We start from the raw sequence: 23,844 nt of genomic DNA on the forward strand, positions 1-23,844 counted from the left end.
AAGCGGCGCCGGCCCCCGTTACGCTGAAGATCTCCAGCGTGATCGAGGACCGGCGGCAGCTACAGGCCGCCGCTGCGTCTATTTGCCGGACGGCAACGCATAGGCAATCAGGTAGTCACCCATCTTGGTCCCGAACGACCCGTGCCCACCGGCCATGATCACCACGTACTGCTTGCCATTGGCCTCATAGGTCATCGGCGTGGCCTGGCCACCGGCCGGCAGGCGCGCTTGCCACACCAGGTCGCCGTTGGTGACGTTGTAGGCGCGGATGTAGTCGTCCTGGGTCCCGGCCATGAACATCAGGTTGCCCGCAGTCGAGATCGGGCCGCCCAGCATGGGCACGCCGATCTTCAGTGGCGGCAGTTGAATGCCCGGCAGGCTGTCACGCACCGTGCCGATCCGTTTGCGCCAGGCCACCTGGTGGGTCTTCAGGTCCACGCCGGCGACATAGCCCCAGGCAGGCGCCTTGCAGGGCAGGCCCAGGGGAGACAGGAACGCGTTGATCTCGACGCCGAAGGGCGTGCCGTATTGGGGCTGGATGCCCATCTCGGTGCCCGAGCTGCCACCGGTGTCGCCCTCTTTAGGCCACAGCGGGTTGTTGGGGCCGCGAGGGATCAGCTTGGACACGAACGGCAGGGCCATCGGGTTCATCAGCGCCACCTGGCGGTCGGGGTTGACCGAGATGCCGCCCCATTCGAACACGCCCAGGTTGCCCGGGAACACCAGGGTGCCCTGCTCCGACGGCGGCGTGTACTGGCCCGCGTAGGACAGGCGCTTGAAGATCACCCGGCACATCAGCTGGTCGAACATCGTGGCGCCCCACATGTTCTTGTCGGTCAGGGTCTGCACGGAGGTCAGGTTCAACGCCGAGCGTGGCTGGGTCGGGCTGGCGCGGTCACCCGGCGCGGCCTGGGTCGAAGGCACCGGCACTTCGCTGATGGGCACGATGGGCTTGCCGTCGCGGCGGTCGAACACGAACAGGTTGCCGGCCTTGGTCGGCACGTAGACGGCCGGCACTGCTTCGCCCGAGGCGACCTTGACATCGGCCAGGGTGGGCTGCGAAGGCACGTCCATGTCCCAGAGATCGTGGTGAGTGGTCTGGAAGCTCCACACCAGCTTGCCGGTGGTGGCGTTCAACGCCAGGATCGAGCTTGAGTAGCGTTCCATGATCGCGGTGCGGTTGCCGCCCCAGATATCCGGCGTCGGGTTGCCCGTGGGGATGTACACCACGTCGGTCTTGGCGTCATACGCCAGCGGCGCCCAGGCGTTCGGGGAGTTGTTGACCAGGGTGTGCCCGTCGCCCGGCACGGCGTTGGGGTTTTCTGCGCCGGTGTCGAAGATCCAGTGCAACGCGCCGGTATTGACGTCGTAGCCGCGCAGGGCACCCGAAGGTTCATGGACGGACAGGTTGTCGGTCACTGAGCCACCAATCACCACCGTGGTGCCGGTGACCACGGGCGGCGAGGTCGGCTCAAGGCCGCCCGGGTAGGCGTAGGGTTGCATCTGCTTGAGGTCCAGCTCGCCCTTGTTGGCGAAATCGCTGCACGGCTTGCCGTTGTCGGCGTTGATGGCGAACAGGCGGCCATCGTTCACGGGCAGGAATACCTTGCGTGGGCACTCGCTTTGTACCGGTGCGGCGCTGGCAAGGCTGGTGGCGAATTCGGCGGTGTTGGCACTATCGTAGTACGCCACGCCGCGGCAGGTCAGGTGCTGGAACGAGGGGTCACCCTTGAGCTTGGGGTCGAACCGCCATTTTTCCTTGCCCGTGGTGGGGTCCAGCGCCACCAGGATCTGGTGGGTGGTGCAGATGAACATGTTGTCGCCAATCTTGATCGGCGTGAGTTCGTTGGTGGTCTCGCCCGAGTCATTCGCGGTCTTGCTTTCGCCGCTGCGGAAGGTCCAGGCGACTTCCAGGTTGGCCACGTTCTTTTCATTGATCTGGTTCAGCGGCGAATAGCGGGTGCCCGCCTGGGTCCTGCCGTAGGCCGGCCAATCGCCTGGCGCCACCCCTTCGATGGCCTGGGCCTCGGCCGGCTGGGACGCGGCAAGGGTGCCGTTGATTTCCTGCGGGTCGTTGAAGATCGAGTAGATCAGCACGGCAATCGCAAAGGCCAGGGTCACCACCAGGAAGGTCCTGCCGGCGCGCAGGTCGGCAATGAACCCGCGGGTCACGGCTGGCACCAGCAGCCAGATGCCCAGCACGCCCAGGATGTCCAGGCGCGGCACCAGCGCCCAGAAGTCCGAACCGGCCTCCCACAGGCCCCACAGGGTGGTCACCAGCATCAGTGCGCCATACAGCCACAGCGCCGCGCCGGAGCCACGCTGCAGCAGCAGCGCGAACACCAGCAGCGCCACGCCTGCGATGACATAATAGAAGGAGCCGCCCAGCACCGTCAGCCAGACCCCGCCGAGCAGCAGGGCCAGCCCGATCAGGGCGGCGACGATCACCGTAAACGTTTTCAGACCTGAAGCTGTACCGGGGGTGTTCATGGTCGTGTTTTCTCCAGTCCGCAGGCCAAGGGTGCAGACATGATCGACGATAGTGTCTAGTGATCGTAGTTGAACGGCCCCTACTGTCCAGCCAACACCGCCAATCCCCCTCGTCACCAACGCCGCGCAGCCCCAGCCACTCCGCGTCGGTCAAGACGCAGCCTTTGGCAGCTGCTACGGGGATCCGCGCAACCGGCCGACCGCGTTGTTTGCATCGCGGCCAACGCCGGCGCAGGAACACCCGTAGCAGCGGCCGCTAGGCCGCGTCCGCCACCACCACGGTGCACCGGCAGACGCCGCCGCCGTGTTGTACAAGCCTGTTTCACGCCCTGAACAGCTGTAACGGTTCACGTCCACAAACCCTCACATAGTTATACAAAGGCACACTTTCCGCACATATATCTGTATAACTTTTAATTCCACTTATCGGGAACAAACGCAACTTAATCCCCCTCCCTTCACAACACGCAGCGCACATCTAAACTAAATAAACCCTGTTAGCCAACTGTAGAGGTGCGACATGAGACAGCGTGGCGAGAAGTATTGGGAATGGGTGGATGCACAACAACACAGCCGTAGCCATGCAGAGGAACTTGCGAACGGCAAGGAAATAGACGTGGGCGTGCGCCTCTCCACCACGGGCGCCATCCAGGTGTTTATCGGCGTGTATGACCGGTCTGGCGAAGCCGTTTTCGAGGAATACACCCGCCATTCAACCGCCGACAGCCTCAGCGAAGCGCTGCTGGCTGGGGTAGAGCGCGCCCGCTGGTTGGCGTCCAGCTTGCCCCGGGCGTGTACAGGCTGATGCCCTGACTGCTGTGATTTGAAGCTCGATTACCCGTCAACCACCACCGGGAGGTGCGCCACCATGCGCATGCGAGGGCCAAGCTATTACCAGTGGGCAGACAGCCAGCTGCCCAACTTTTCCCATGTGGAAGAGTATGGCGCGGACGCCCATATCGATGTTGTCGTGCGTTCATCCAGACAAGGCATCACGCAACTTTTCCTGGGTATTTATAATTCTTTCGGCATGACGATGGTCGAAGAATACTTCGACGCCCTGCCCGACCTGAATACCACCCAGGCCATGCAATGGGGCATCGCCAGGGCGAAGGCATTTGTTGACGGGGCAGCGACCCGGAAGGTGGTGCTGCTCAGCGCCGTGCGCAACGGCGGGCACGGTCAGCCGTGGGGGCACTGAGGCACACCCGCCGCAGCGCCGACGCGCAGCAACCAGCGCTGCCCGGCCCACGCCATCAACATGAGCAGCGCCAGGGCGAGCATCACCGCCCGGAACCCTGACAGCAGCACGTCGGGGCCGACCGCCTGGGCCGGGCCGGTGTAGTGCCGCAGCAGGCTCACCCCTAGCGCCAGGCCCAACCCGCCACCGACGTTGTGCAGGGTCATCAGCGAACCCACCGCCACCGAGCCGAACCGCTCGGGCACCGCGCTCACCCCCAGCACCGTGGACGGCCCCAGCAGGCACGCCCAGCCCAGCCCCATGACGGCAAAGGCGGCCACTACGTAGGGCAATGCCGTGCTGGCCGAGAAACCGATTTGCAGCAGCGCCGAGCCCGCGAACAGCAGCAACCCGACCTGGATCAGCGGCCCTGCCCCCTTGCGATCCACCCAGCGGCCGACCCAGGGCGACAGCAATGCTACGCCCAGCGTGGTGGGCAGCAACAGCAGGCCGCTGGCCTGCACGTCGGCGCCGCGCACCTGGGTCAGGTACAGCGGCATGACGAAAAACGCCACGCAGTAGAAGACCGCCAGGCTGAAGCTGGCCAGCACTGCGGCCACGAAGTGCCGGTTGGCGAACAGCTGCAGGTTGATGATGGGCGCGGCGACCCGCAGCTCCACCCACACGAACAGCGCCAGCGCGACGACGGCCACGGCCAGCACCCCCAGGCTTGGCGTCGACGCCCAGCCCCAGCTGTCGCCCTGCACGATCAGCAACACCAGGCTCGGCAGGCCCACCAGCAATAGCACGGCGCCTGCCCAGTCCAGGCCCTGGCCCTGGTCGTAGGCGCGCGATTCGTCGACATTGACCGCGATCAGCAACAGGCTCAGCAGCACGAACGGCACATTGAGGAGGAAGATCCACGGCCAGCCGAACGCCTGGGTCAACACACCGCCCAACACGGGGCCCACCGCCAGCCCCACGCCGTTGAAACCGAACAGCACGCCGAACGCCTTGCCCTGTTCATGGGCGGCGAACGCCTGCGCCACGATGGCCCCCGACGCGGTGTACAGCACCGCGCAGGCCAGGCCCTGGGCCACCCGGGCGGCGATCAGCAAGCCTGGCCCCTGGGCCTGCCCGACCACCACGGAGGCCAGCCCGAACACCGCCAGGCCAATGCACAGCACACGCTTGCGGCCGTGCAGGTCGGCCAACCGCCCCACCACGACCATGAAACTGGACATGGCCAGCAGGAAGCCGTTGATCACCCATTGCAGGGTGCTGACCGGCACGTCCAGCTGGCCCTGCAGCGCCGGCAGCGCGGTGTTGACGATGGTGAAATCCACGCACCCCAGGAAACTGGCGATGCTCACGCCCGCCAGTGCCCACCATTTGCGATGATCGTTTGCCGCGTGGCGCATGCATGACTCCAAGGAGGACCTGATTGCCCGTGTGGGTGCGGTGCCGTGGTCGGCTGGGCAACTTTAGGATCCAATGGAGGCAGGGCCAAATACCGAATGCGCATAAGCTCATGCAGGGCGTGGGTGAAGCGCGGCGCTCCCCCTGTGCGCGGGGCGTTTGCTGACCATGCAATACAACGCCGCGGCCAGCAGCAAGCCCACGCCCCAACTGATGTCCGCCCCCAGCCAGCTCGCGATGAAGCCGGTGTAGAACGAGAACTTCATGAAGGGCACCGTGCCGATGATGGACACCGCATACACTGCCAGGGTCCGTCGATTGAAGGCGCCGTACTGGCCCTTGGGGTCATACAGTTCGCCTACCTCGTAGTGCCCGCGGCAGACCCAGTAGTAGTCGGCCAGGTTGATCGCGCTCCAGGGAATCAGCAAATACAGCTGGCCAATCAGAATGTCCTCGAAGAAGGTGTCAAACCGGTACTGGGTAGCGATGGCAATCAGGGTCGCCGCCACGGTCAACCCGGCCATCACCCAGGCTTTCGAGGCAGCCGTGACGTGGCGCAGCCCGCCAAAGGCCCCGACGATGGTCACCGATGACATGTAGGCGCTGTATAGGCACAAAACGTTGTATTGAATGACGCCGAGGGCAATCACCCCCAGCGCCACCGGCGCCCAGGGGCCGAAGAGCATGGCAATGGCGGTGGCCGGGTCGCCCCCCAGTGCGGCCGGGATCGCCACGGCCAGCAGCGCGCCCAGCGCCATCATGGCGAACGAGCCCAGTGCGCAGCCGCAATAGGTGGTCCAGAACGTGGTGCGGGTGTTGACGCTGGCCGGCAGGTAGCGTGAATAGTCAGCCACGTAGGGGCCGTAGCCAAGGGTCCAGGAGGCCGCTTGCGCGATCACCAGGTTGAAGGCGGTCCACGAAAACACCTTGCCGGTCGCCGTGGCCGGTGCCACGCCGCCGGGGTGCAGCAGGATCAACACCAGTGCACAGCCGAACACCAGCGTCGACAGCAGGCTCATCCACGCCCCCAGGCGATGGATCAGCTCATAGCCGACGAAACCAATGACGAAGGTCAGCACGCCCACCACCACGATGGCCTGGTTGTCGCTGATGTGCAGCAGCGCCTTCAAGGCATCGCGCATCAACACGCCACTGGCGGCCAGGAACAGCACCGCGGCCACCACCATCACCAGCAACGGAATGGCCGCGCCGTAGACACCGAATTGCGCCCGGCTCTGAATCATCTGCGGGACACCCAGGTGCGGGCCCTGGGCGGAGTGCGCGGCCATGAACACGGTGCCGACGAGGTTGCCGACCAGCAGGCCCAGCACCGTCCAGGCCAGGCTCAACCCCGAGGCAATCCCCAGGGTGCCGACCATCAGGGCGGTAATCTGGAAGTTGGAGCTGAACCAGATGGTAAATAACCGTGCTGGGGTGCCATAGCGCTCAGCGTGAGGGACAAACTCGATACTGCGTTTTTCCAGCTGCACGACCGTCTCCTGTTCCATTTTCCTGATTATGCTCAAGGTGTTGGAGCAGCATGGGCCTGATGGCGAACCTCTCTTAGCTACTAGCGACCGGCTCCCGTAGCAGCGGCCGCAGGCCGCGTCCGGGGGCACCGCGGGGCTTGGGACGCAGCCTGCGGCAGCTGCTACGGGATGGAGGTGGTATCTTGCACGCTTGCAGAGAAGAACAAGGCATTTGCCCAGCCCATGAACACGAAATATGAACAATCGCCGTTGCCCGAGGACCTGCGCGTGTTCCTCACCGTCATCCGCAAGGCCAGCTTTGTCGGGGCGGCAGAGGAACTGCAGCAGTCGCCGGCCTACGTCAGCAAGCGCATCAAGGTGCTGGAAAACGTGCTGGGGACCAGGTTGCTGCACCGCACCACGCGCCGCATCGCCCTGACCGACACCGGCGTGCGCGCGCAGCAGTGGGCGGCGCGCATCCTCGATGACATGGACGACTTCATGGGCGAACTGAGCCAGGTGCGCAAGGCGCCCCGGGGGCTGGTGCACCTGTGCAGCAGCTTCGGCTTCGGGCGCAATTACGTGGCGCCGGCCATCGCCGACCTGGCCGTGGCCTACCCCGACCTGGAAATTCGCCTGGACGTGTTCGACCGGGTGGTGGACATCGTCGCGGAAGGTTTCGACCTGGAGATCCGCGTGGGTGATGACCTGCCCGGCCAGCACATCAGCCGCCAGCTGGTGGCCAACCGGCGGATCATCTGCGCGACGCCCCAGTACCTGGCAAAGCGCGGCACGCCGCAGACCCTTGAAGACCTGGCCCACCACGACTGCCTGGTGCTCAAGGAGCGCAACAACCTGTTCGGCGTGTGGCAGCTGCGTACCGCCAAGGGCGATGAAACGGTGCGGGTCAGCGGCCAGCTCTCATCCAACAACGGCGAGATCGTGCTGCAATGGGCGTTGGCCCACCAGGGCCTGCTGCTGCGTTCGATGTGGGATGTGAAGCCGCTGCTCGATGAGGGCCGACTGGTGCAGGTGTTGCCCGATTGCAGCCAGAGCGCCAACGTCTGGGCGGTGTACCCGACCCGCCTGGCCGAATCGGGCAAGCTGCGCGCCTGCGTGGAGTTCCTGGAGCGCTGGTTCAGCCGCCTGCAGGCGGACTGAACCCAAGGGCATCAGGCCAGCCAGGGATTGGCTTGCAGGTGCCGCGCCTCGAACGCCCGGATAGCCTCGCTGCGCTGCAAGGTGCTGCCAATGGCGTCCAGGCCCAGCAGCAACGCCTGCTTGCGCAACGCATCGATCTGGAACGCCAGCACCCGGCCATCCCCCAGCACGATGTGCTGGGCTTCAAGGTTAACGGTGATCCCGGCGGTGTTTGCGTCATTGACCACCGTGCCCAATTCCTTGAGCTGCGCAGGCGTCAATTGAATAGTCAGCACGCCGTTGCGTTGGCAGTTGTCATGGAAGATCCCGGCAAAGGTGGTGCCGATCAAGGCACGAATCCCCAGCTGCTTCAGGCCCCACACGGCATGCTCGCGGCTGGAACCGCAACCGAAGTTGGGCCCCACCACCAGGAACGCGGCGCGGTTCCAGGGCGGCTGGTTGAGCACAAACTCCGGGTTGGCACTGCCATCGGCCAGGAAGCGAAGGTCAAAAAAAGCCCCGCGGTCCAGGCCGCTGCGGTCGATGCCCTTGAGGAACTGCTTGGGCATGATGACGTCGGTGTCGACGTTGGCGGCCAGCATCGGCGCCGCTATCCCTTCCACGTGATTGAACGCTTGCATGCTCACACCTCCAGCGCCAGGGAACGCACGTCGACCAGATGCCCGGCGACCGCCGCCGCGGCGACCATGGCCGGGCTCATCAAATGGGTTCGGGCGCCCGCCCCCTGGCGGCCCTCGAAGTTGCGGTTGGTGCTGGACGCGCAGCGGTCACCGGGGCCGAGCACGTCATCGTTCATCGCCAGGCACATCGAGCACCCCGATTGCCGCCATTCGAAGCCGGCGTCCCTGAACACCTGGGCCAGCCCCTCGGCTTCCGCCTGGTCACGCACCAGGGTCGAGCCCGGCACGATCATCGCCCGCACGCCCCTGGCCACCTGCCGGCCGCGCACCACGCGGGCAGCGTCGCGCAGGTCCTCCAGGCGCGCGTTGGTGCAGGAACCGATAAAGGCATGGCTGATGGGGATGCCTTCCAGCGCGGTGCCTGGCTGCAGGTCCATGTAGCGCAAGGCGCGTTGCAGGTCCTGGCGCAAGATCAGGTCCGGCTCCGCCTGCGGGTCAGGCACCCGGCCGGTGATGGCGGCCGCCTGGTCGGGGCTGGTGCCCCAGGTCACCATGGGTTGCAGGTCGGCGATGTGCATCGCCACCTCCTGGTCGAAGGTGGCGCCGGGGTCGGTGAACAGCCGTTGCCACTGCGCCACCGCGGCATCCCATTGCGCGCCTTTGGGAGCGCGCGGCTTGTCCCGCAGGTAGGCGTACACCTTCTCGTCGGGGGCCATGAAGGCGCCGCGGGCACCCGCCTCCACCGCCATGTTGCAGATGGTCATCCGCGCCTCGACACTGAGGGCGCTGATGGCCGGCCCGGCGAATTCGATGGCGTAGCCGGTGGCGCCCGCGGCGCCGATCTGGCGAATCAGCGCCATGATGATGTCCTTGGATACCAGGCCAGGCCCGGGCTCGCCCTCGACGGTCACGCGCATCGTTTTCAGGCGCTTGTAGACCAGGGTCTGGGTGGCCAGCAGGTGTTCGATTTCCGAGGTGCCGATGCCGAAGCCGAAGGCCCCCAGCGCGCCATAGGTCGTGGTGTGGCTGTCGCCTGCGGCCACCACCATGCCCGGCAGGATAAAACCCTGCTCCGGCGCAACCACATGCTCGATGCCTTGGCGCTTGTCCAGCACATCGAACAGTTCGATGCCGAAGTCACGGCAGTTCTGCTGGAAATAATCAACCTGCAGCGCGCCACCCGCATCCGCCATCGCGGCGCTGCGCGCAGGCGCGGTGGGGTTCACATGGTCCACCACGCACAAGGTCGCCGAGGGGCGCCAGACCTTGCGGCCAGCCTCGCGCAGGCCGCTGAACGCCTGGGGGCTGGTGTATTCGTTGGCCACCTGGCGGTCGATATACAGCAGGACATGGCCTTGGTCGTCCAGCGCGCAGACGGTGTGGGAGTCGATATGCTTCTGATACAGCGTGCGTGGGAGGGTCATTGCCGGTACGTACCTTGTTGTCCAGGCCCTGGGGCATCAGGGTTGCTGCAGTGCAGCGTCGACAACAGGATAGCGCGGTGAAAAAGCCCATCAATGCGTCATCAGTGTATCCTTGGTTTACGATTTGTGCATTATGGAGTGGGGACGCCGCCTGCGGCAGCTGCTACAGGGGAAGGCAGCTTTGCTTGCACCAGGGTCATCACTTGCGCCAGGCAGTCGGCCAGGCCGTGCTGTGCGGTGTCCAGCGCAAGGGCCGCGCCCTGCGGTGGCTCGTAGGGGGCACTGACGCCCGTGAACCCCTGGATCTGCGCGGCGCGCGCCTTCGCGTACAAGCCCTTGGGGTCGCGCGCCTCGCAGGCGTGCAGTGGCGTCGACAGATAGACTTCGACAAAGCGCTGGTCGCCGATGATCTCGCGGGCCATCTCACGGTCGGCACACTTGGGCGAGATCAGCGCGCTCAATACGATCAGGCCGGCGTTGTTCATCAGGCTCGCGACTTCGGCAACCCGGCGAATGTTCTCACTGCGGTCCTGCTCGGAAAACCCCAGGTCACGGTTCAAGCCGTGCCGGACATTGTCGCCGTCCAGCACGTAGCAGGCATGGCCGCGGCGCACCAGTTCCTGCTCCAGTGCGTAGGCAAGGGTCGACTTGCCGGACGCTGAAAGACCCGTGAACCAGACGGTAATCGCGGCCTGGCCGAGCAGCTGCGCCCGGTCACGCTGGCTGAGATGGCTGGGGACACACTGGATGTTGCGCTGCACGCCAGCGCTCTCGGCAATATGTTTCATCGCATGGCTTCTGTTCATGGCGGTTGTCAGGCGTCGTAACCCTGGCGAGCAAGGCATTCCTTGACATGCGCAGGCGTGGCAGCAAAGTCGTACCCGGCGAAGTTTCTCCAGGCCTGGACACTGTCCTTGAATACCGGGCTCTGTTTCTCCGTGCGCCATTGGTTCATGGCCAGCGACGAAATCGGCGCAGAGGTCATCTTGCCCAGTTGGTGGTAATCAATGTTGTCCTGGGCATCGAGCATGGACGGTTCATACGCCACGCCGAGGAAACCGCATATTTCTTCCAGCTTGGCGTGAGGGGCGTCGACGAAGTCTTCATAACGAACGGTCAGAATCCGTTCCGGCGACAACATTCGGTTGCTCAAGCGTTGAATCCGATCGACCTCTGCTGCCCAGCGAATCAAGTTGTGCTCAATGTTATTATGCCACCACGGAGTTCGGCTGAAAGAGATAGCGACATCGCGCCCGTCGCGCACCATGTGTATGTATTTAGCCGTTGGAAACAGGTCTTCCAAAACATCAATACGTTGGCCATACCAGGGGGTTTGCTCGATACATATCGACTTGTTTTTCGCCGTGGCAATGGCGGCATAAAAATCGCCCATGAACTCCTTCAAACGGGCGACCGGATAACGCTGGGCCCGGAAGTAACTGGCGTAGTCAAAGTATTCATGCAACTTGTGCGGGCAGCGTTTCTGGACATAACCGATAAATTGCTCGGCGGTCCCATCAAACTGCGCACCGGCTTCGAAGAGTTCATGCAGGCCAGCGCCGTTGCCGGCGTATTGGCACAGCAGCTGGGTCTCGGGCGGGACGCAGATCTGCGAGTGACTGTTCAGGATCGACGCGAGCATGGTCGTGCCGCAACGTCCCGTGCCGATGATAAAGCCATTCATTCAGGTAAATCCTCTACAGACTGGCCACTCGCCCGGCCAGGGATTTGGTGACGGTAATACAGGCTCAATATAGCGTCGATTTCATCGGCGCCAATTAGCCCCGAAGGATAGCGACCCAGCAATAAGACTCGCGTTCGAGCGTTGTAAGCCCGGGCTCGCACGTCATGTATCGTATTTGACATATTCCCGTTAGTGGCAATTAGCCCAACGGCACATGTCCTCAACGCCTTGATGACAGGCATGCCCTTTATCTCCACGGCTCAACAGTGAATCAATAACGTTACAACGTCGCCGGCAGCACTTGGCAGTGCCAACAAGAACGCCATTGACGCTATCGACTCAATGAGAAATTGCTTGAAGACTTTCGTGTACGGGAAGTTGTTATAAACGTATCAAGGATGATACCGGCGGGGTACACGCGCCCCTGTAGCAGCTGCCGAAGGCAGCGTCCAGGTTCACCGCAGAGCGCCCTGGACGCGGCCTGCGGCCGCTGCTACATCTTTTTCATCGAGTTCAGGCTGCGCAGCAGGTCTTCCTGGCCGTCGGAGCCCAGGCCCCGGGGGGCGATGAACATTTCCATGTTGGCGCGCGACAGCTCCCAGTGCTCGAACACCAGGTTCACCACCGCCTCCTCGTCACGACGCTCGATGGCTTCGATGAACGCGTCATGGTGGTCGGCCGACAAGTCCAGGCGCTGCTCCATGTCGGGATCGCGCGGCCGGTAGAAAGTGTGGCCGATGCGCCCGTGGTCGATCAGCAGGCGCCCCAGGCTGGGTTCCAGGTACTGGTTGCCGGCCATCTCGCCCATGATCTCGTGGAAGCGGTTGTTCTCCAGCACCATGGCCAGCGCGTCGCGCGCCTGGGTCGCCTGGCGGAAGCGCTGCTGGGTCTGCTTGAGGTCTTCCAGCTGGGCCGGGCGGAAGTTGTGCACGGCCAGGCGCCCGACAGCGGCGTAGATCATCGGCGCCACCAGGAAGAAATTGCGCAGGGTGGCGTAGTTCATGGCAATGACCCGCGCGCCGCGGTTTTCCTGGATATCGAGGTAGCCTTCGCCCGCCAGGCGGCGGAAGACTTCGCGCACCGGGGTGCGGGACAGGCCGTAGCGCTCGCTCAGGCCCACCTCGTCGAGCACCTCGTCAGGGCTCAGTTCCATGGTGAGAATCTGCCGCTTCAGGTCCTCATATAGCGTGTTCTTGCCGTTTTTCACGAACGAGCTCCAGCAATGCGTCTCGAAAAATAAATAAACACGCGCAATATTACCCGCAAATGCCCGTAATCAAAGGCCTGCTTCAGGCAACCGCCTGGCTGGGCCACGAACCGCCAGGTAAAGACCGCTCACAATGCCCCCAACGGCTGAAGCTCGCGAATCAGCTCGATCAACAACCGCAGCCCCACCGGCAGCTGCCGACGGCTGGAATAGTACAGGTGGAACCCAGGCGCCACGCTGGCCCAGTCATCCAGCACCCGCACCAGTTCGCCGGCCTGCACCCACGGCGCTACCACCGGTTCCGGCACGTACATCAGCCCCCCGCCGTTGCGTGCCAGGGCCACGCCTACGCGGGTCTCGTCGATGGTCACGGCGCCCGGCACCGCCACCGCCAGTTGCTCGCTGCCGCGCTCGAATTCCCACTCGTACATGCGGTCGTTGCCCAGGCGGATGCGCAGGCAGCGGTGCGCCGCCAGGTCCGCAGGGTGCTGGGGCACGCCGAAGCGCCGCAGGTAGGTGGGCGAACCCACCACCACCCAGCGAATGTCCGGCGACAGCGGCTGGGCAATCATGTCCTCGGGCACGGTGCCGCCGTAGCGGATGCCCGCGTCGTGCCCGCCGCCGATCACATCGACCATGCGGTTGGTCACGGTCAGGTCGACCTCCACCTGCGGGTAACGGTCGTTGAACACCGGCAGCACCGGCCCCAGCAGCAGGTCGGCGCCATCGCTGAGGATGTTCAGGCGAATGCGCCCCGCCGGCTCGTCGCGAAAGCGGTTGAGCGTCTCCATGGCCTGGCCGATGGTCTCGATGGGCCCGTCGATCATGCCGTGCAGTTCCTCGCCGGCCGCGGTCAGGGTCACGCTGCGGGTGGTGCGGTTGAGCAGGCGCACACCCAGCCGCGCCTCCAGGCCCTTCATCGCATGGCTGAGCGCCGAGGCGCTGATCCCCACCTCCAGCCCCGCGCGGCTGAAGCTCTGGTGGCGGGCGATGGCCAGGAAATAGACGAAGTCGGCCAAGTTGGCGCGGCTGATGTGCATGGTGGGCTCCTGGCCGTGGTGAAGGGCAAATGCACCGGCCAGTCTACCGGGGCAACCCGCCGTGTATTACTGAGCCTAGCTCAAAGCACCCATGAGCAGCACTCATCGCCGAAACCGATACACGCAAGCCCGTTACGCATTGCCGATTTGTGCTACTTCCCGCCCGGTGCCCTGCCCTAGAGTCGAGACGTGCGGGCCTGCCCCGCCACGCCAACCGACTGCAGGAAGGAGCCGCCAGTGCTCCGTCGAGGAATTCCATCATGTTCAACGCGCTGTCCCGCTACCAACCCAAACCCGTCGCCCGCCTGGCCCTGGCCATTTCCCTGAGCCTGGCCAGCCTGCCGTGGTGGCTGCCCGAGGCCAGCGCCCACGGCGGCGCAGCCGAGATGGTGCCGCTGCAATCGACCCTGGAAGACTTCGGCGCCAGCGTCAAATGGGACGACTATGCCGATGTCTTCGTCATCGCCAAGGACGGCGCCTACGTCAAGGTCAAGCCCAACACCCGGGTGGCCATGCTCAACGGCAAGCGCATCGAGCTGCAGGTGCCGGTGGTGTTCAAGGGCAAGACCGCGTACATGTCCCACGACTTCATCAACGAGGTGTTCCAGTCGGGCCTGGACAAGACCTTCGTGGTGGAGACCCGCCCGCACCCGCTCAACCCCCTGAGCGCCGATGAAATCAAGACCGCGGTGGACGCCATCAAGGCCTCGCCCCACTACCAGGGCAATTACCGCTTCACCGAGATCTCCCTGCACGAGCCGGCCAAGGACCAGGTGTGGAAGTTCGTCTACACCGGCAACCCGGTCACCGACCCGCGCGAGGCCAACGTGGTGGTGCTGGACGGCAAGCACGTGATCGAAAGCACCGTCGACCTCAAGACCCGCCAGGTGCTGTCCTGGAAGCCGGTGGTCGGCGCCCACGGCATGGTGCTGCTGGACGACTTCACCGCCGTGCAATCGATCATCGAAGGTAGTGACGAGTACGCCCAGGCCTTGAAAAGCCGCGGCATCAATGACGTCAAGAAGGTGGTGACCACGCCGCTGACGGTCGGGTATTTCGACGGCAAGGACGGCCTGGCCCAGGACAAGCGCCTGCTCAAGGTGGTGAGCTACCTGGACGTGGGCGACGGCAACTACTGGGCGCACCCCATCGAGAACCTGGTGGCGGTGGTGGATCTGGAGCAGAAAAAAGTGGTGAAGCTCGAAGACGCCGGGGTCATCCCGGTGCCGATGAAACCCACGCCCTATGACGGCCGCGGGCGCAAGGCCGCCACGGTCAAGCCGCTGGACATCACCGAGCCCGAAGGCAAGAACTACACCATCACCGGCAACAGCATCCACTGGCAGAACTGGGACCTGCACTTGCGCCTGGACTCGCGCGTGGGCCCGATCCTGTCCACCGTCACCTACGACGACAAGGGCACCAAACGCAAGATCATGTACGAAGGCAGCCTGGGCGGCATGATCGTGCCCTACGGCGACCCGGACGTGGGCTGGTACTTCAAGGCCTACCTGGACTCGGGCGACTACGGCATGGGCACCCTCACCTCGCCCATCCAGCGCGGCAAGGACGCGCCGGAGAACGCCGTGCTGCTGGACGCCACCATCGCCGACTACACCGGCAAGCCGACCACCATCCCCCACGCCATGGCGATTTTCGAGCGCTACGCGGGGCCGGAGTACAAGCACCAGGAAATGGGCCAGCCCAACCTGTCCACCGAGCGGCGTGAGCTGGTGATCCGCTGGATCAGCACCGTGGGCAACTACGACTACATCTTCGACTGGGTGTTCCAGCAGAACGGCACCATCGGCATCGACGCCGGCGCCACCGGCATCGAGGCGGTCAAGGGCGTGAAGAGCAAGACCATGCACGACGCCACTGCCAAGGAGGACACCCGCTACGGCACGCTGATCGACACCAACATCGTCGGCACCACCCACCAGCACATCTACAACTTCCGCCTGGACATGGATATCGACGGCGAGAACAACACCCTGGTGGAGGTGAACCCCGTGGTAGCCGGCAACGACCGTGGCGGGCCGCGCACCAGCACCATGCAGATCCAGCAGCAGAAAGTGACCAACGAACAGGCCGCCGCGCAGAAGTTCGACCCGGCCACCGTACGCCTGCTGAGCAACCCCAACAAGGAAAACCGCATGGGCAACCCGGTGTCCTACCAGTTGATTCCGTACGCGGGCGGCACCCACCCGGTGGCCAAGGGCGCCAACTTCGGCAAGGATGAATGGCTGTACCACCGCCTGAGCTTCATGGACAAGCAGATCTGGGTAACCCGCTACAACCCCGACGAGCGCTACCCGGAAGGCAAGTACCCGAACCGCTCCGACAAGGACACCGGGCTGGGCCAGTACACCCAGGACAACCAGTCCATCGACAACACCGATGACGTGGTGTGGCTGACCACCGGCACCACCCACGTGGCCCGTGCCGAGGAATGGCCGATCATGCCGACCGAGTGGGTGCACATGCTGCTCAAGCCGTGGAACTTCTTCGACGAGACGCCGACGTTGAACCTCAACGCCCCCAAATAAACCGGTTACCTCGCTGAACATCTGCGCAGTACCGAAGGGGCCGCCCCGCCATCGGCAGCGGGAAACAACCAGGTATCCGCGGCCCCCCAGCGGCGCAGGGCCTGTGCGTCAACGAAACGTTGAAGTCAGCGCAAGCCGCCGAAGCGGCGGTAGAAACTCTCCCCCGCCTCGGGCAACGGCCCGTCGGCCGTTTCCATCACGGTGTTCAACCACGCCTCGGCCTGGGCATAGATCAACCGGTAGATATTGCGCGCCAGCTGCCGTGCCGCACGCCCCTCCCAATCCCCCGGCAGCAACTCATCCGGCAATTGCGGGTCGCGCAGCAGCAGCTTGCGGTACTCGTGAATCAGCAGGGTACGGGCCAGGAAGCATTCCTCCGGGTCCAGGTTTTCCTGCTCGCGCAGCGCTTGCCACAGGGGGCGGAACAACTGGATGAACTCACTGTAATGCGCTGCCAGCTCCTCGATGTTCCAGCTCTCCTTGACCTGCAGGCGCAACGCCTTGGAGGCCATCACGTCCTGCGCCATGGTCTCGAACACAATGGTGTCTTCCAGCGCGCCCAGGTCCGCCAGGGTGGTGTTGAGGTCGGCGCGCTCGATGCGCGGGCTGGCCAGGACGGCCGGGGCCACGGCGCCGAAACCCTGCCATTCCAGCTCCTCGCGCACTTCCTTGCGCAGCGGCGCCGGCAGCTGGGTCAGCATCACCAGGCACCAGGCACCGTCCCAGGCCGGCGGCGTGGCGCTGTACACGCGCTTGAAGGCCTTGTCGAAGCGCCGGCGGCCAGTGCCGGTCAGGCTGTAGTCACTGCGCCGGCCGACCTTCTCGGCGCTCAGCCAGTTTTCCTTGGTCAGGCGGAAAATAGAGGTGCGGATCAGCCGTTCGTTGATGCCCATGGGCTCCAGCAGGCGGATCAGGCTACCCAGCCAGACCCGGCCGCCGTGGGGTTCGATGGCATCGCCATACAGGGTGACGATCAGCGAGCTGGCGCGAATCGGCACCTGTTGCTGGAACCGCGCGATCAGTTGATTGAGTGGCGTAAGCGACGACATGGGCAGTCCGTGCAAGGCAAAGGGGCAAATATACCGACAGCCGGCCCCTGGGGGCCACTGTCAGTATCACTTCGAAGCGCTTTTGGGCTGGTGCTGGCTGACCTGCAGGCGCGGGCGATCGTCTTCCACCTGGGCCAGCGGCGGGCACTCGCGCAGGCCTTCCAGGCAACGACGGGCCAGCGCCTGGTACTCGCGGGTACCGGCCTGCTTCCACGCCACTTCCTGGTCGCCCAGCACGCGCTTGACGCTGGCCGGGCTGCCCACCACCAGCGATTGTTCCGGGCACTCGAACCCGGCCTTGACGAAGGCCGTGGCGGCGACGAAGCTGCGTGCACCGATGCGCGCGTTGTCCATCACCACCGCGTTCATGCCCACCAGCGCGTCGGCGCCGATGCGGCAGCCGTGCAGCACCGCGCCGTGGCCGATATGGCCGTTGCGCGCCACCACCGTGTCGCTGTCGGGGAAACCATGCATCACGCAGGTGTCCTGCAGGTTGGCGCCCTCCTCCAGCACGATGCGGCCGAAATCGCCGCGCAGGCTGGCCAGCGGGCCCACGTAGCAATGGGGGCCGATGATCACGTCGCCAATCAGCACCGCCGTGGGGTGCACGTAGGCGCTGGGGTCGACGACGGGAGTCAAGCCATCAAGGCTGTAGCAGGCCATGGAATCCTCGCGATTATTACAATTACACAAAACATACCTATTATTGGCTTTATGTATCATGAAAATCAGCCAGACGCGACCTCAATAGATATACGCCAGGCGGAACTGGATGGAATGCTCGGTCATCGGCCCCGAGCGCACCGTCACGTCACGCCAGTATTGCCCCATCAATTGCCACTGCTTGCCCAGCATGGTGGTGGCGCTCAAGCCCACGGTGCCGTTGTTGTGGCTGCTGTCCAGCACCTCGCCGTCCAGGGTTTCACGCGAGCCCCAATTGTGCCGGTACGACAGCGCCACCGAGGTTTGCGGGGTGAAGTTGTAGCGCAGGTGGTTGTGCAATTGCACCAGCGGGTCGCGATGGGCGCCGGTGTTGCGCTGCTCGCCGTAGAACTCGGTTTCGCCGATCACATCCCAGGTCCAGTGGCTGTCGAAACCGTGCACGTAGCCCACCTGCAGGTCCGCCGCCCAGCGGTTGTTGCTCAGGGCAAAGCCCTGGTTCTTGTCGGCCCCGGTGGGCGCGGTGATGAACAGCGACCAGCCCAGGTGACGGTTGCGCGCCATGTCGGCCAGGGTCCACACGGTGGCGCCGAAGGTGACATCGCCTATGCCGGTGTTTTTCTGGCCGCTGGCACCGATGTCCTGGTGGCCGTAAGGCACGATGATCTGCGGGTCCCAGATCAGGCCGGTGTTGAAGAACTCGCTGAAGTGCACCAGGCGCAGTACCTCCACCGTCAGGTCCAGGTCGAGATTATCGGCCACCTTGTGCCCACCCAGGTAAGACTTGTCGATGCGCGGGTTCTGCTGGTACAACAACGCCAGGTCAGTGCCCGGCGGCAAGGCGGCGTAGTCGCCGGAGTCGGGCTTGATATCGGCGTGGGCGGTGCCGGCCAGCAGCATCAGCATGGCGAGGGGGATGGAGCGTTGTGTGGTCATCACATTACCCTGATTGTCGTTGTTATGGGCTGGATCGATGTGATACCCAATCTAAACAAAACCAGGCGGCGGACTTACCCTGTGCGTGCCAGGAGTTTTCGACTCTCTGCCGTTTTTTCATCTGAAAAACGATACAGAACTGGATTCATGCACGGTACCGATGCTTACTTTCACCAAGCGCTGTTGCGCTGCACACACATAACGACAACAACGGTGTGAGGCATGATCATGAACCCATCCCCTGCCACCTCGTTCGAGGGCTGGCTCAATTCCATCAACCGCATCTGCGACCGGTTCGGCGGCCAGGCCACGGGCACGGCGTTCCAGGGCGATATCGTCGAACATCGCCAGGGCGCCTTGAAGATGAGCGTGGTGCAGGCGGCCCAGGCGCGGCTGGTGCGCCAGCGTGGCGAAGTGGACCAGAGTTCGGCGCATCACTTCTTTGCGGTGTTCCAACTGGAAGGCGCCACCCACATGCGCCAGGGCGATGTGCGCGAAACCCTGCGCGCCGGGGACATCATGTTCATCGACAACCACTGCCCCAGCGATTTCACCTATGAAGGGCATGCGCGGCAACTGTCGTTGATCGTGCCTTACGAGCGGATCGAAGGGATGTTCAAGCACGGCGGCATCGGTGCCGGGCAGAAGGTCTCGGCGCAGGTGGCGGTGGCGGGCCTGGCCACGCAACTGCTGATGAGCACGCGGGTGCGCGATGATTTGTCCTATGGCGAAAGCGAAGCGGTGCTGGACGCGATCGTCGGCCTGCTGCGCCCGGCGCTGCTGCGCCACGACGAGCCGCAGGACGGGCATGAAAAGGCCTACCAGCGCTGCGTGGAATGGATTGACCGGCACCTGGGCGAAACCGAGCTGACGCCCGAGCAAGTGGCGCAGCATTGCGGCATCTCCATGCGCGGGCTGTACCGGGTGTTTGGTCGCCATGGCCACAGCGTGGCGCAGTACATCCGCAACCGTCGGCTGGACTTGTGTGCGCAGAGCCTGCGCGACGGCAGCGGGCGGGACAAGATGGCGGTGGTGGCGTACCAGTGGGGGTTTGTGAACAGCAGCTACTTCACCACAGCGTTCAAGGCGCGGTTTGGCGTGGCGCCGAGTGAGTACCGCAAGCGGTATCATTGATCGTAGCCGCTGCCGAAGGCTGCGCTGGGACTATGCCCCACCAAAAACCTTCAGGGTTCACGCAGACCAGCGCAGCCTAGCGGCAGCGGCTACGCCTGTAGCCGCTGCCGAAGGCTGTGCTGGGACTATGCCCCACTAAAAATCTCCAGGGTTCACGCAGGCCAGCGCAGCCTGGCGGCAGCGGCTACGCCTGTAGCCGCTGCCGAAGGCTGCGCTGGGACTATGCCCCACTAAAAATCTCCAGGGTTCACGCAGGCCAGCGCAGCCTGGCGGCAGCGGCTACGGTTATTGCGGGGCGACGTCCCCAGGGCCATGTGGCTGAATGGAAAACGACCACTGGCTGCCATACGGCTGCGGCCGCACGGTCTGCCAACCAATATCCGCCCGATCCTTGCCCAACGCCTCCACCGGCGGCTTACGCGTCTGCGCCACCGCCTGTGCAGTGATCTGCGCCTTGGCCTCATTGCCCCATGCCTGGCGCACGTAGTTGCCGATGGCCGCCACCTGCTGGTCCGACAACACGCTGGCATACCCCGGCATGTGCACGGTGGACGGCGCCCAGTGGCTGGGCGGCAGGCTGGCGCCTTCCAGGATGATCTTGAGCAGCGACTGCGGCTGGTCATTGATCACCAGGTTGTTGCCCGCCAACGCCGGGAACATCCGTGCCACGCCCTGCCCGTCGGCACCATGGCACAGCGCACAGTGGTCCAGGTAGCCCTGCTCGCCCGGGCTGCCCGCCAGCATCCCGACCGGCGTCTGACGCGCAGGTTGCGGGCCGTCGGCGGGCAAGGTCTTGAGGTACTTGGCCACGGCCTGCAGGTCGTCGTCGGTCAGGTACTGGGTGCTCCAGGCAATCACGTCGACCATGCCGCCGAAGGCGGCGGTGTGGTCAGTGCGTCCGGTCTTCAGGAAGCGCACCAAATCTTCCTCAGTCCAGGCACCCAGCCCGCCACGGGCGTTACCCCGCAGGTTGGGCGTGGACCAGCCGTCGATGATCGACCCGCCCGCCAGGTAGGCCGCACCGTCACGGTCATCCAACGCCTTTTCCTGCAACGCCAGGCCACGGTCGGTATGGCACGAGCCACAGTGCCCAGGCCCTTGCACGATATAAGCACCGCGGGCGACTTGGGCATCGGCATAACGACTGCCATCAAAGGGCGCCGGCGCAGGCGCATATATCGCCCGCCACACCCGCAACGGCCAGCGCAAGGACAGCGGCCAGGGGATATCCACCGCGCGGTCGGCGGCCGCCACGGCGGGCACCTCGTGCATGAAATAGTCATACAGCGCGGCGATGTCCGCCTCGCTCATGCGCGCATAGGACGGGTACGGCATGGCCGGGTACAGGCTGGTGCCGTCCTTGCGCACGCCCTCGGTGACGGCACGGCGGAAATCGTCCAGCGAATACTCGCCGATGCCGGTCTGCCGGTCGGGGGTGATGTTGGTGGAGTACAACCGCCCCAGGGGCGATTCAATCGCCAGGCCACCGGCAAACAACGGCCCCTGCACCGCCGTGTGGCACGCGGCGCAATCACCGAGGCGCGCCAGGTATTGCCCGCGACTGACGGCGGGCGCCTCATCGGCCAGCGCCGTGGCCGCAAGGCTTGCGCCCAGCAACAAGGTGAAGGTCTTCATGGCTACCCCGCTCATTTGAACACCGGCCCGATGTTGTCCGGCGTGCCGCTGGGGTTCTGCCGGGCCTGCACTTCGCGCTCATAGGTGGCGTTGGCGCGTTTGAGCAGGAACTGGCGTACGGCTTCGATCTGCTCGCCGTTCATGGAGGCGTCGAAGCGGTCCATGCCATAGGCAGTCAACGCGCCCTGCCCGACCACGCGATAGAAGGCATCGCGGGCACGGATGGCGCCCGACCAGCGCAGGTCCGGCAGCACGCCGCCCGACTCGCCGTTGTCGCCATGGCAGGCGGCGCAGAAGGTCATGTAGTCGCCGTAGCCGCTGTCGGCCTTGGCGCTGTCGAACTGCGCGGGCGGCTTGACCGGCAGAAAGCCTTTGTCATTGAGTGGCGGCAGGGTCTTGTCGCCGTCCAGGGCAAACACCACCACCCGCGACTTGTTCACCGTCCAGCCCGAGGTGCGGGCAATGCCGCCCATCAGCAGCGGATAGATGCCGCCCCAGCCCACTTCCACGGCGATGTACTGCTTGCCGTTGACGGCGTAGCTGATGGGCGGGGCCATGACCGCGCTCTGCAGCGAGGCGCGGAACAGGTCCTTGCCAGTACGCGCGTCATAGGCATGAAAATCGCCCGTGGCCAGCCCCTGGAACACCAGGCCGCCGCCGGTGGCCAGCACGCCGCCGTTCCACGGGCCCTTGTGGTCGACGCGGAACACTTCCTTCTGGGTGACCGGGTCCCAGGCCGACAGCCAGCCCTGCAGGGCCTTGGCCACTTCGGTCTTGACCTTGGGGTCGTCCGGCAGGCCAATTTTGGCCATGTCCAGGCCCAGGTTGAGGCCCACCGGGTGCAGTTGCGGGTTGTAGCTGGCCACGTAGCCGAATGGAATCTGCTGGGCCGGGATATAGACCAGGCCGGTCTGCGGGCTGTAGGCCATGGGCTGCCAGTTGTGGCCACCCAGATCGCCCGGCAGGCCCAGCCATGGTTTGCCGGTCAGGGAATACAGCGCATCAGGCACGGTGTGGGGGCGGCCGGTCTTGGGGTCCAGGCCAGTGGCCCAGTTGATCGGCACGTAGGGTTTGCCGGACAGAAATTCACCGGTGGCCGCGTCCAGCACGTAGAAGAAACCGTTCTTGGGCGCATGCAGGATCACGTGACGCTGCTTGCCCGCCACTGGGATGTCGGCGGTGATGATGTGCTGGGTGGAGGTGAAATCCCACTGGTCCTGCGGGGTTTCCTGGAAGTGCCACACGTACTCGCCGGTCTGCGGGCGCACGGCGACGATGCTGCCCAGGAACAGGTTGTCGCCCACCCCTTCGGAACGCAGCTTGTAGTTCCACGGCGAGCCGTTGCCGACGCCGATGTACAGCAGGTCGGTGACCGGGTCATAGGTCATGGAGTCCCACACCGTGCCCCCGCCGCCGGACTGCTTCCAGGTACCGTTGGGGCCCCAGGTCTTGTAGGCCAGCTCGCTCAGGGGCTTGTCGGAGATGGCTCCGTCGGGCTTGTTGTCCGGCGCCGGCACCGTGTAGAAGCGCCACTTGAACGCCCCCGTCTCGGCATCGAAACCGGAGACAAAACCACGGGCGCCCATTTCCGCGCCGCCGTTGCCGATCACCACCACGCCCTTGGCCACCCGGGGCGCGGCGTCGATGGTGTAGCTTTTGACGTTGCCCAGGTGCGCATCGCGGGGGATGGTGTCGACGCTCCAGGCCAGCTTGCCGGTCTTGGCGTCCAGGGCGATCAGGCGGGCGTCGAAGGCGCCGAAGATGATCTTGCCATTCCAGTAGGCGGCGCCACGGTTGACCGTGTCGCAGCAGCCGCGGGCGGCCACATCACCCGGCACCTTGGGGTCATAGGCCCACAGCAGCTTGCCGGTGGCAGCGTCGAAGGCCTTGACCTTGCTCCAGTTGGTGGTGGCGTACATCACGCCATCCACCACCAGCGGCGTGCCTTCCTGGCCACGGTTGGTGTCCAGGTCGTAGTACCAGGCAATCTTCAAGTCTTTGGCGTTGGTGGTGTTGACCTGGTCCAGCGGGCTGAAGCGTTGTTCGGAATAGGTGCGGCCGTAGCTCAACCAGTTCTCGGGGTGCTGGTCGGCGTCGATGATGGCCTGGCCGGTGTCGGCGTGGGCAGTGCTGGCGAGCAACATCAGGGCTAACAGGCGATGGCTGACTTTGAGAGTCATGTTGTTA

At 64.6% G+C, this 23,844-nt stretch carries 19 protein-coding genes; 5 read left to right on the forward strand and 14 right to left on the reverse strand.

Annotated features, from left to right (window positions below; all coding sequences use genetic code 11):
• Positions 1 to 78: 78 nt before the first annotated feature.
• A complete protein-coding gene (locus tag AC0Z2B_RS04525) occupies positions 79 to 2,490 on the reverse strand; it encodes a glucose/quinate/shikimate family membrane-bound PQQ-dependent dehydrogenase (RefSeq protein ID WP_476295322.1) in 2,412 nt (803 codons plus the stop codon).
• A gap of 520 nt (positions 2,491 to 3,010) precedes the next feature.
• Here AC0Z2B_RS04525 and AC0Z2B_RS04530 point away from each other — a divergent pair.
• Positions 3,011 to 3,295 carry a hypothetical protein gene (locus AC0Z2B_RS04530; protein ID WP_476295324.1) on the forward strand — a complete coding sequence of 95 codons (285 nt, stop codon included), beginning with the start codon at positions 3,011 to 3,013 and terminating at the stop codon, positions 3,293 to 3,295.
• A gap of 63 nt (positions 3,296 to 3,358) precedes the next feature.
• Positions 3,359 to 3,691, forward strand: a complete 333-nt coding sequence (locus AC0Z2B_RS04535; RefSeq protein ID WP_476295325.1) for a hypothetical protein — start codon at positions 3,359 to 3,361, stop codon at positions 3,689 to 3,691.
• On the opposite strand, the gene AC0Z2B_RS04540 is transcribed toward AC0Z2B_RS04535, so the two are convergent.
• Both AC0Z2B_RS04540 and AC0Z2B_RS04545 read right to left on the reverse strand, forming a co-directional pair.
• Positions 3,673 to 5,091, reverse strand: coding sequence for an MFS transporter (locus AC0Z2B_RS04540; protein WP_476295327.1), 1,419 nt, complete (start codon positions 5,089 to 5,091; stop codon positions 3,673 to 3,675). The genes AC0Z2B_RS04535 and AC0Z2B_RS04540 overlap by 19 nt on opposite strands.
• A gap of 108 nt (positions 5,092 to 5,199) precedes the next feature.
• Positions 5,200 to 6,579 (reverse strand): purine-cytosine permease family protein, encoded by a 1,380-nt coding sequence (locus AC0Z2B_RS04545; RefSeq protein ID WP_476295328.1) that lies wholly within the window; start codon positions 6,577 to 6,579, stop codon positions 5,200 to 5,202.
• 222 nt (positions 6,580 to 6,801) lie between these two features.
• Between AC0Z2B_RS04545 and AC0Z2B_RS04550 the strand changes: the two genes are divergently transcribed.
• Positions 6,802 to 7,719 (forward strand): LysR substrate-binding domain-containing protein, encoded by a 918-nt coding sequence (locus AC0Z2B_RS04550; protein WP_476295329.1) that lies wholly within the window; start codon positions 6,802 to 6,804, stop codon positions 7,717 to 7,719.
• 11 nt (positions 7,720 to 7,730) lie between these two features.
• Here AC0Z2B_RS04550 and leuD read toward each other — a convergent pair whose 3' ends face one another.
• The 6 genes from leuD to AC0Z2B_RS04580 form a co-directional block, all read right to left on the reverse strand.
• Positions 7,731 to 8,345 (reverse strand): 3-isopropylmalate dehydratase small subunit, encoded by a 615-nt coding sequence (gene leuD / locus AC0Z2B_RS04555; protein ID WP_476295330.1) that lies wholly within the window; start codon positions 8,343 to 8,345, stop codon positions 7,731 to 7,733.
• Entirely contained in the window at positions 8,342 to 9,763 is a 1,422-nt protein-coding gene (leuC, locus tag AC0Z2B_RS04560; protein ID WP_476295331.1) for a 3-isopropylmalate dehydratase large subunit, read from the reverse strand. The genes leuD and leuC overlap by 4 nt, the downstream gene beginning before the upstream one ends.
• 131 nt (positions 9,764 to 9,894) lie before the next feature.
• Positions 9,895 to 10,551, reverse strand: a complete 657-nt coding sequence (gene cysC / locus AC0Z2B_RS04565; RefSeq protein WP_476295332.1) for an adenylyl-sulfate kinase — start codon at positions 10,549 to 10,551, stop codon at positions 9,895 to 9,897.
• 26 nt (positions 10,552 to 10,577) lie between these two features.
• On the reverse strand, positions 10,578 to 11,447 hold the full coding sequence (locus AC0Z2B_RS04570) for a sulfotransferase (RefSeq protein ID WP_473006609.1): 870 nt from the start codon (positions 11,445 to 11,447) through the stop codon (positions 10,578 to 10,580).
• Between the two features lie 493 nt (positions 11,448 to 11,940).
• A complete protein-coding gene (locus AC0Z2B_RS04575; RefSeq protein ID WP_416424138.1) occupies positions 11,941 to 12,654 on the reverse strand; it encodes a GntR family transcriptional regulator in 714 nt (237 codons plus the stop codon).
• 128 nt (positions 12,655 to 12,782) lie between these two features.
• On the reverse strand, positions 12,783 to 13,694 hold the full coding sequence (locus AC0Z2B_RS04580) for a LysR family transcriptional regulator (RefSeq protein WP_476295333.1): 912 nt from the start codon (positions 13,692 to 13,694) through the stop codon (positions 12,783 to 12,785).
• Between the two features lie 260 nt (positions 13,695 to 13,954).
• On the opposite strand from AC0Z2B_RS04580, the gene tynA reads away from it, so the two are divergent.
• A complete protein-coding gene (tynA, locus tag AC0Z2B_RS04585; RefSeq protein ID WP_476295334.1) occupies positions 13,955 to 16,243 on the forward strand; it encodes a primary-amine oxidase in 2,289 nt (762 codons plus the stop codon).
• Positions 16,244 to 16,368: 125 nt separating this feature from the next.
• Here the strand turns inward: tynA and paaX are convergent, their stop codons facing one another.
• From paaX to AC0Z2B_RS04600, 3 genes are all read right to left on the reverse strand, one after another.
• Positions 16,369 to 17,292 (reverse strand): phenylacetic acid degradation operon negative regulatory protein PaaX, encoded by a 924-nt coding sequence (gene paaX, locus AC0Z2B_RS04590; RefSeq protein ID WP_476295335.1) that lies wholly within the window; start codon positions 17,290 to 17,292, stop codon positions 16,369 to 16,371.
• A 66-nt stretch (positions 17,293 to 17,358) separates the two neighbouring features.
• The gene (gene paaY, locus AC0Z2B_RS04595; RefSeq protein ID WP_476295336.1) at positions 17,359 to 17,955 is read right to left on the reverse strand and encodes a phenylacetic acid degradation protein PaaY; all 597 of its coding nucleotides are present in this window, start codon (positions 17,953 to 17,955) and stop codon (positions 17,359 to 17,361) included.
• 81 nt (positions 17,956 to 18,036) lie between these two features.
• Positions 18,037 to 18,888: a transporter gene (locus AC0Z2B_RS04600; RefSeq protein ID WP_476295337.1), complete on the reverse strand. Its 852-nt coding sequence runs from the start codon at positions 18,886 to 18,888 to the stop codon at positions 18,037 to 18,039.
• Positions 18,889 to 19,116: 228 nt separating this feature from the next.
• Between AC0Z2B_RS04600 and feaR the strand changes: the two genes are divergently transcribed.
• A complete protein-coding gene (gene feaR / locus AC0Z2B_RS04605; protein WP_476295339.1) occupies positions 19,117 to 20,022 on the forward strand; it encodes a transcriptional regulator FeaR in 906 nt (301 codons plus the stop codon).
• Positions 20,023 to 20,307: 285 nt separating this feature from the next.
• Here feaR and AC0Z2B_RS04610 read toward each other — a convergent pair whose 3' ends face one another.
• Positions 20,308 to 21,657, reverse strand: coding sequence for a c-type cytochrome (locus AC0Z2B_RS04610; protein ID WP_476295340.1), 1,350 nt, complete (start codon positions 21,655 to 21,657; stop codon positions 20,308 to 20,310).
• Between the two features lie 11 nt (positions 21,658 to 21,668).
• Entirely contained in the window at positions 21,669 to 23,837 is a 2,169-nt protein-coding gene (locus AC0Z2B_RS04615) for a PQQ-dependent dehydrogenase, methanol/ethanol family (RefSeq protein ID WP_476295341.1), read from the reverse strand.
• Positions 23,838 to 23,844 lie beyond the last annotated feature (7 nt).

This window comes from Pseudomonas sp. GYB4201, from assembly GCF_056312595.1.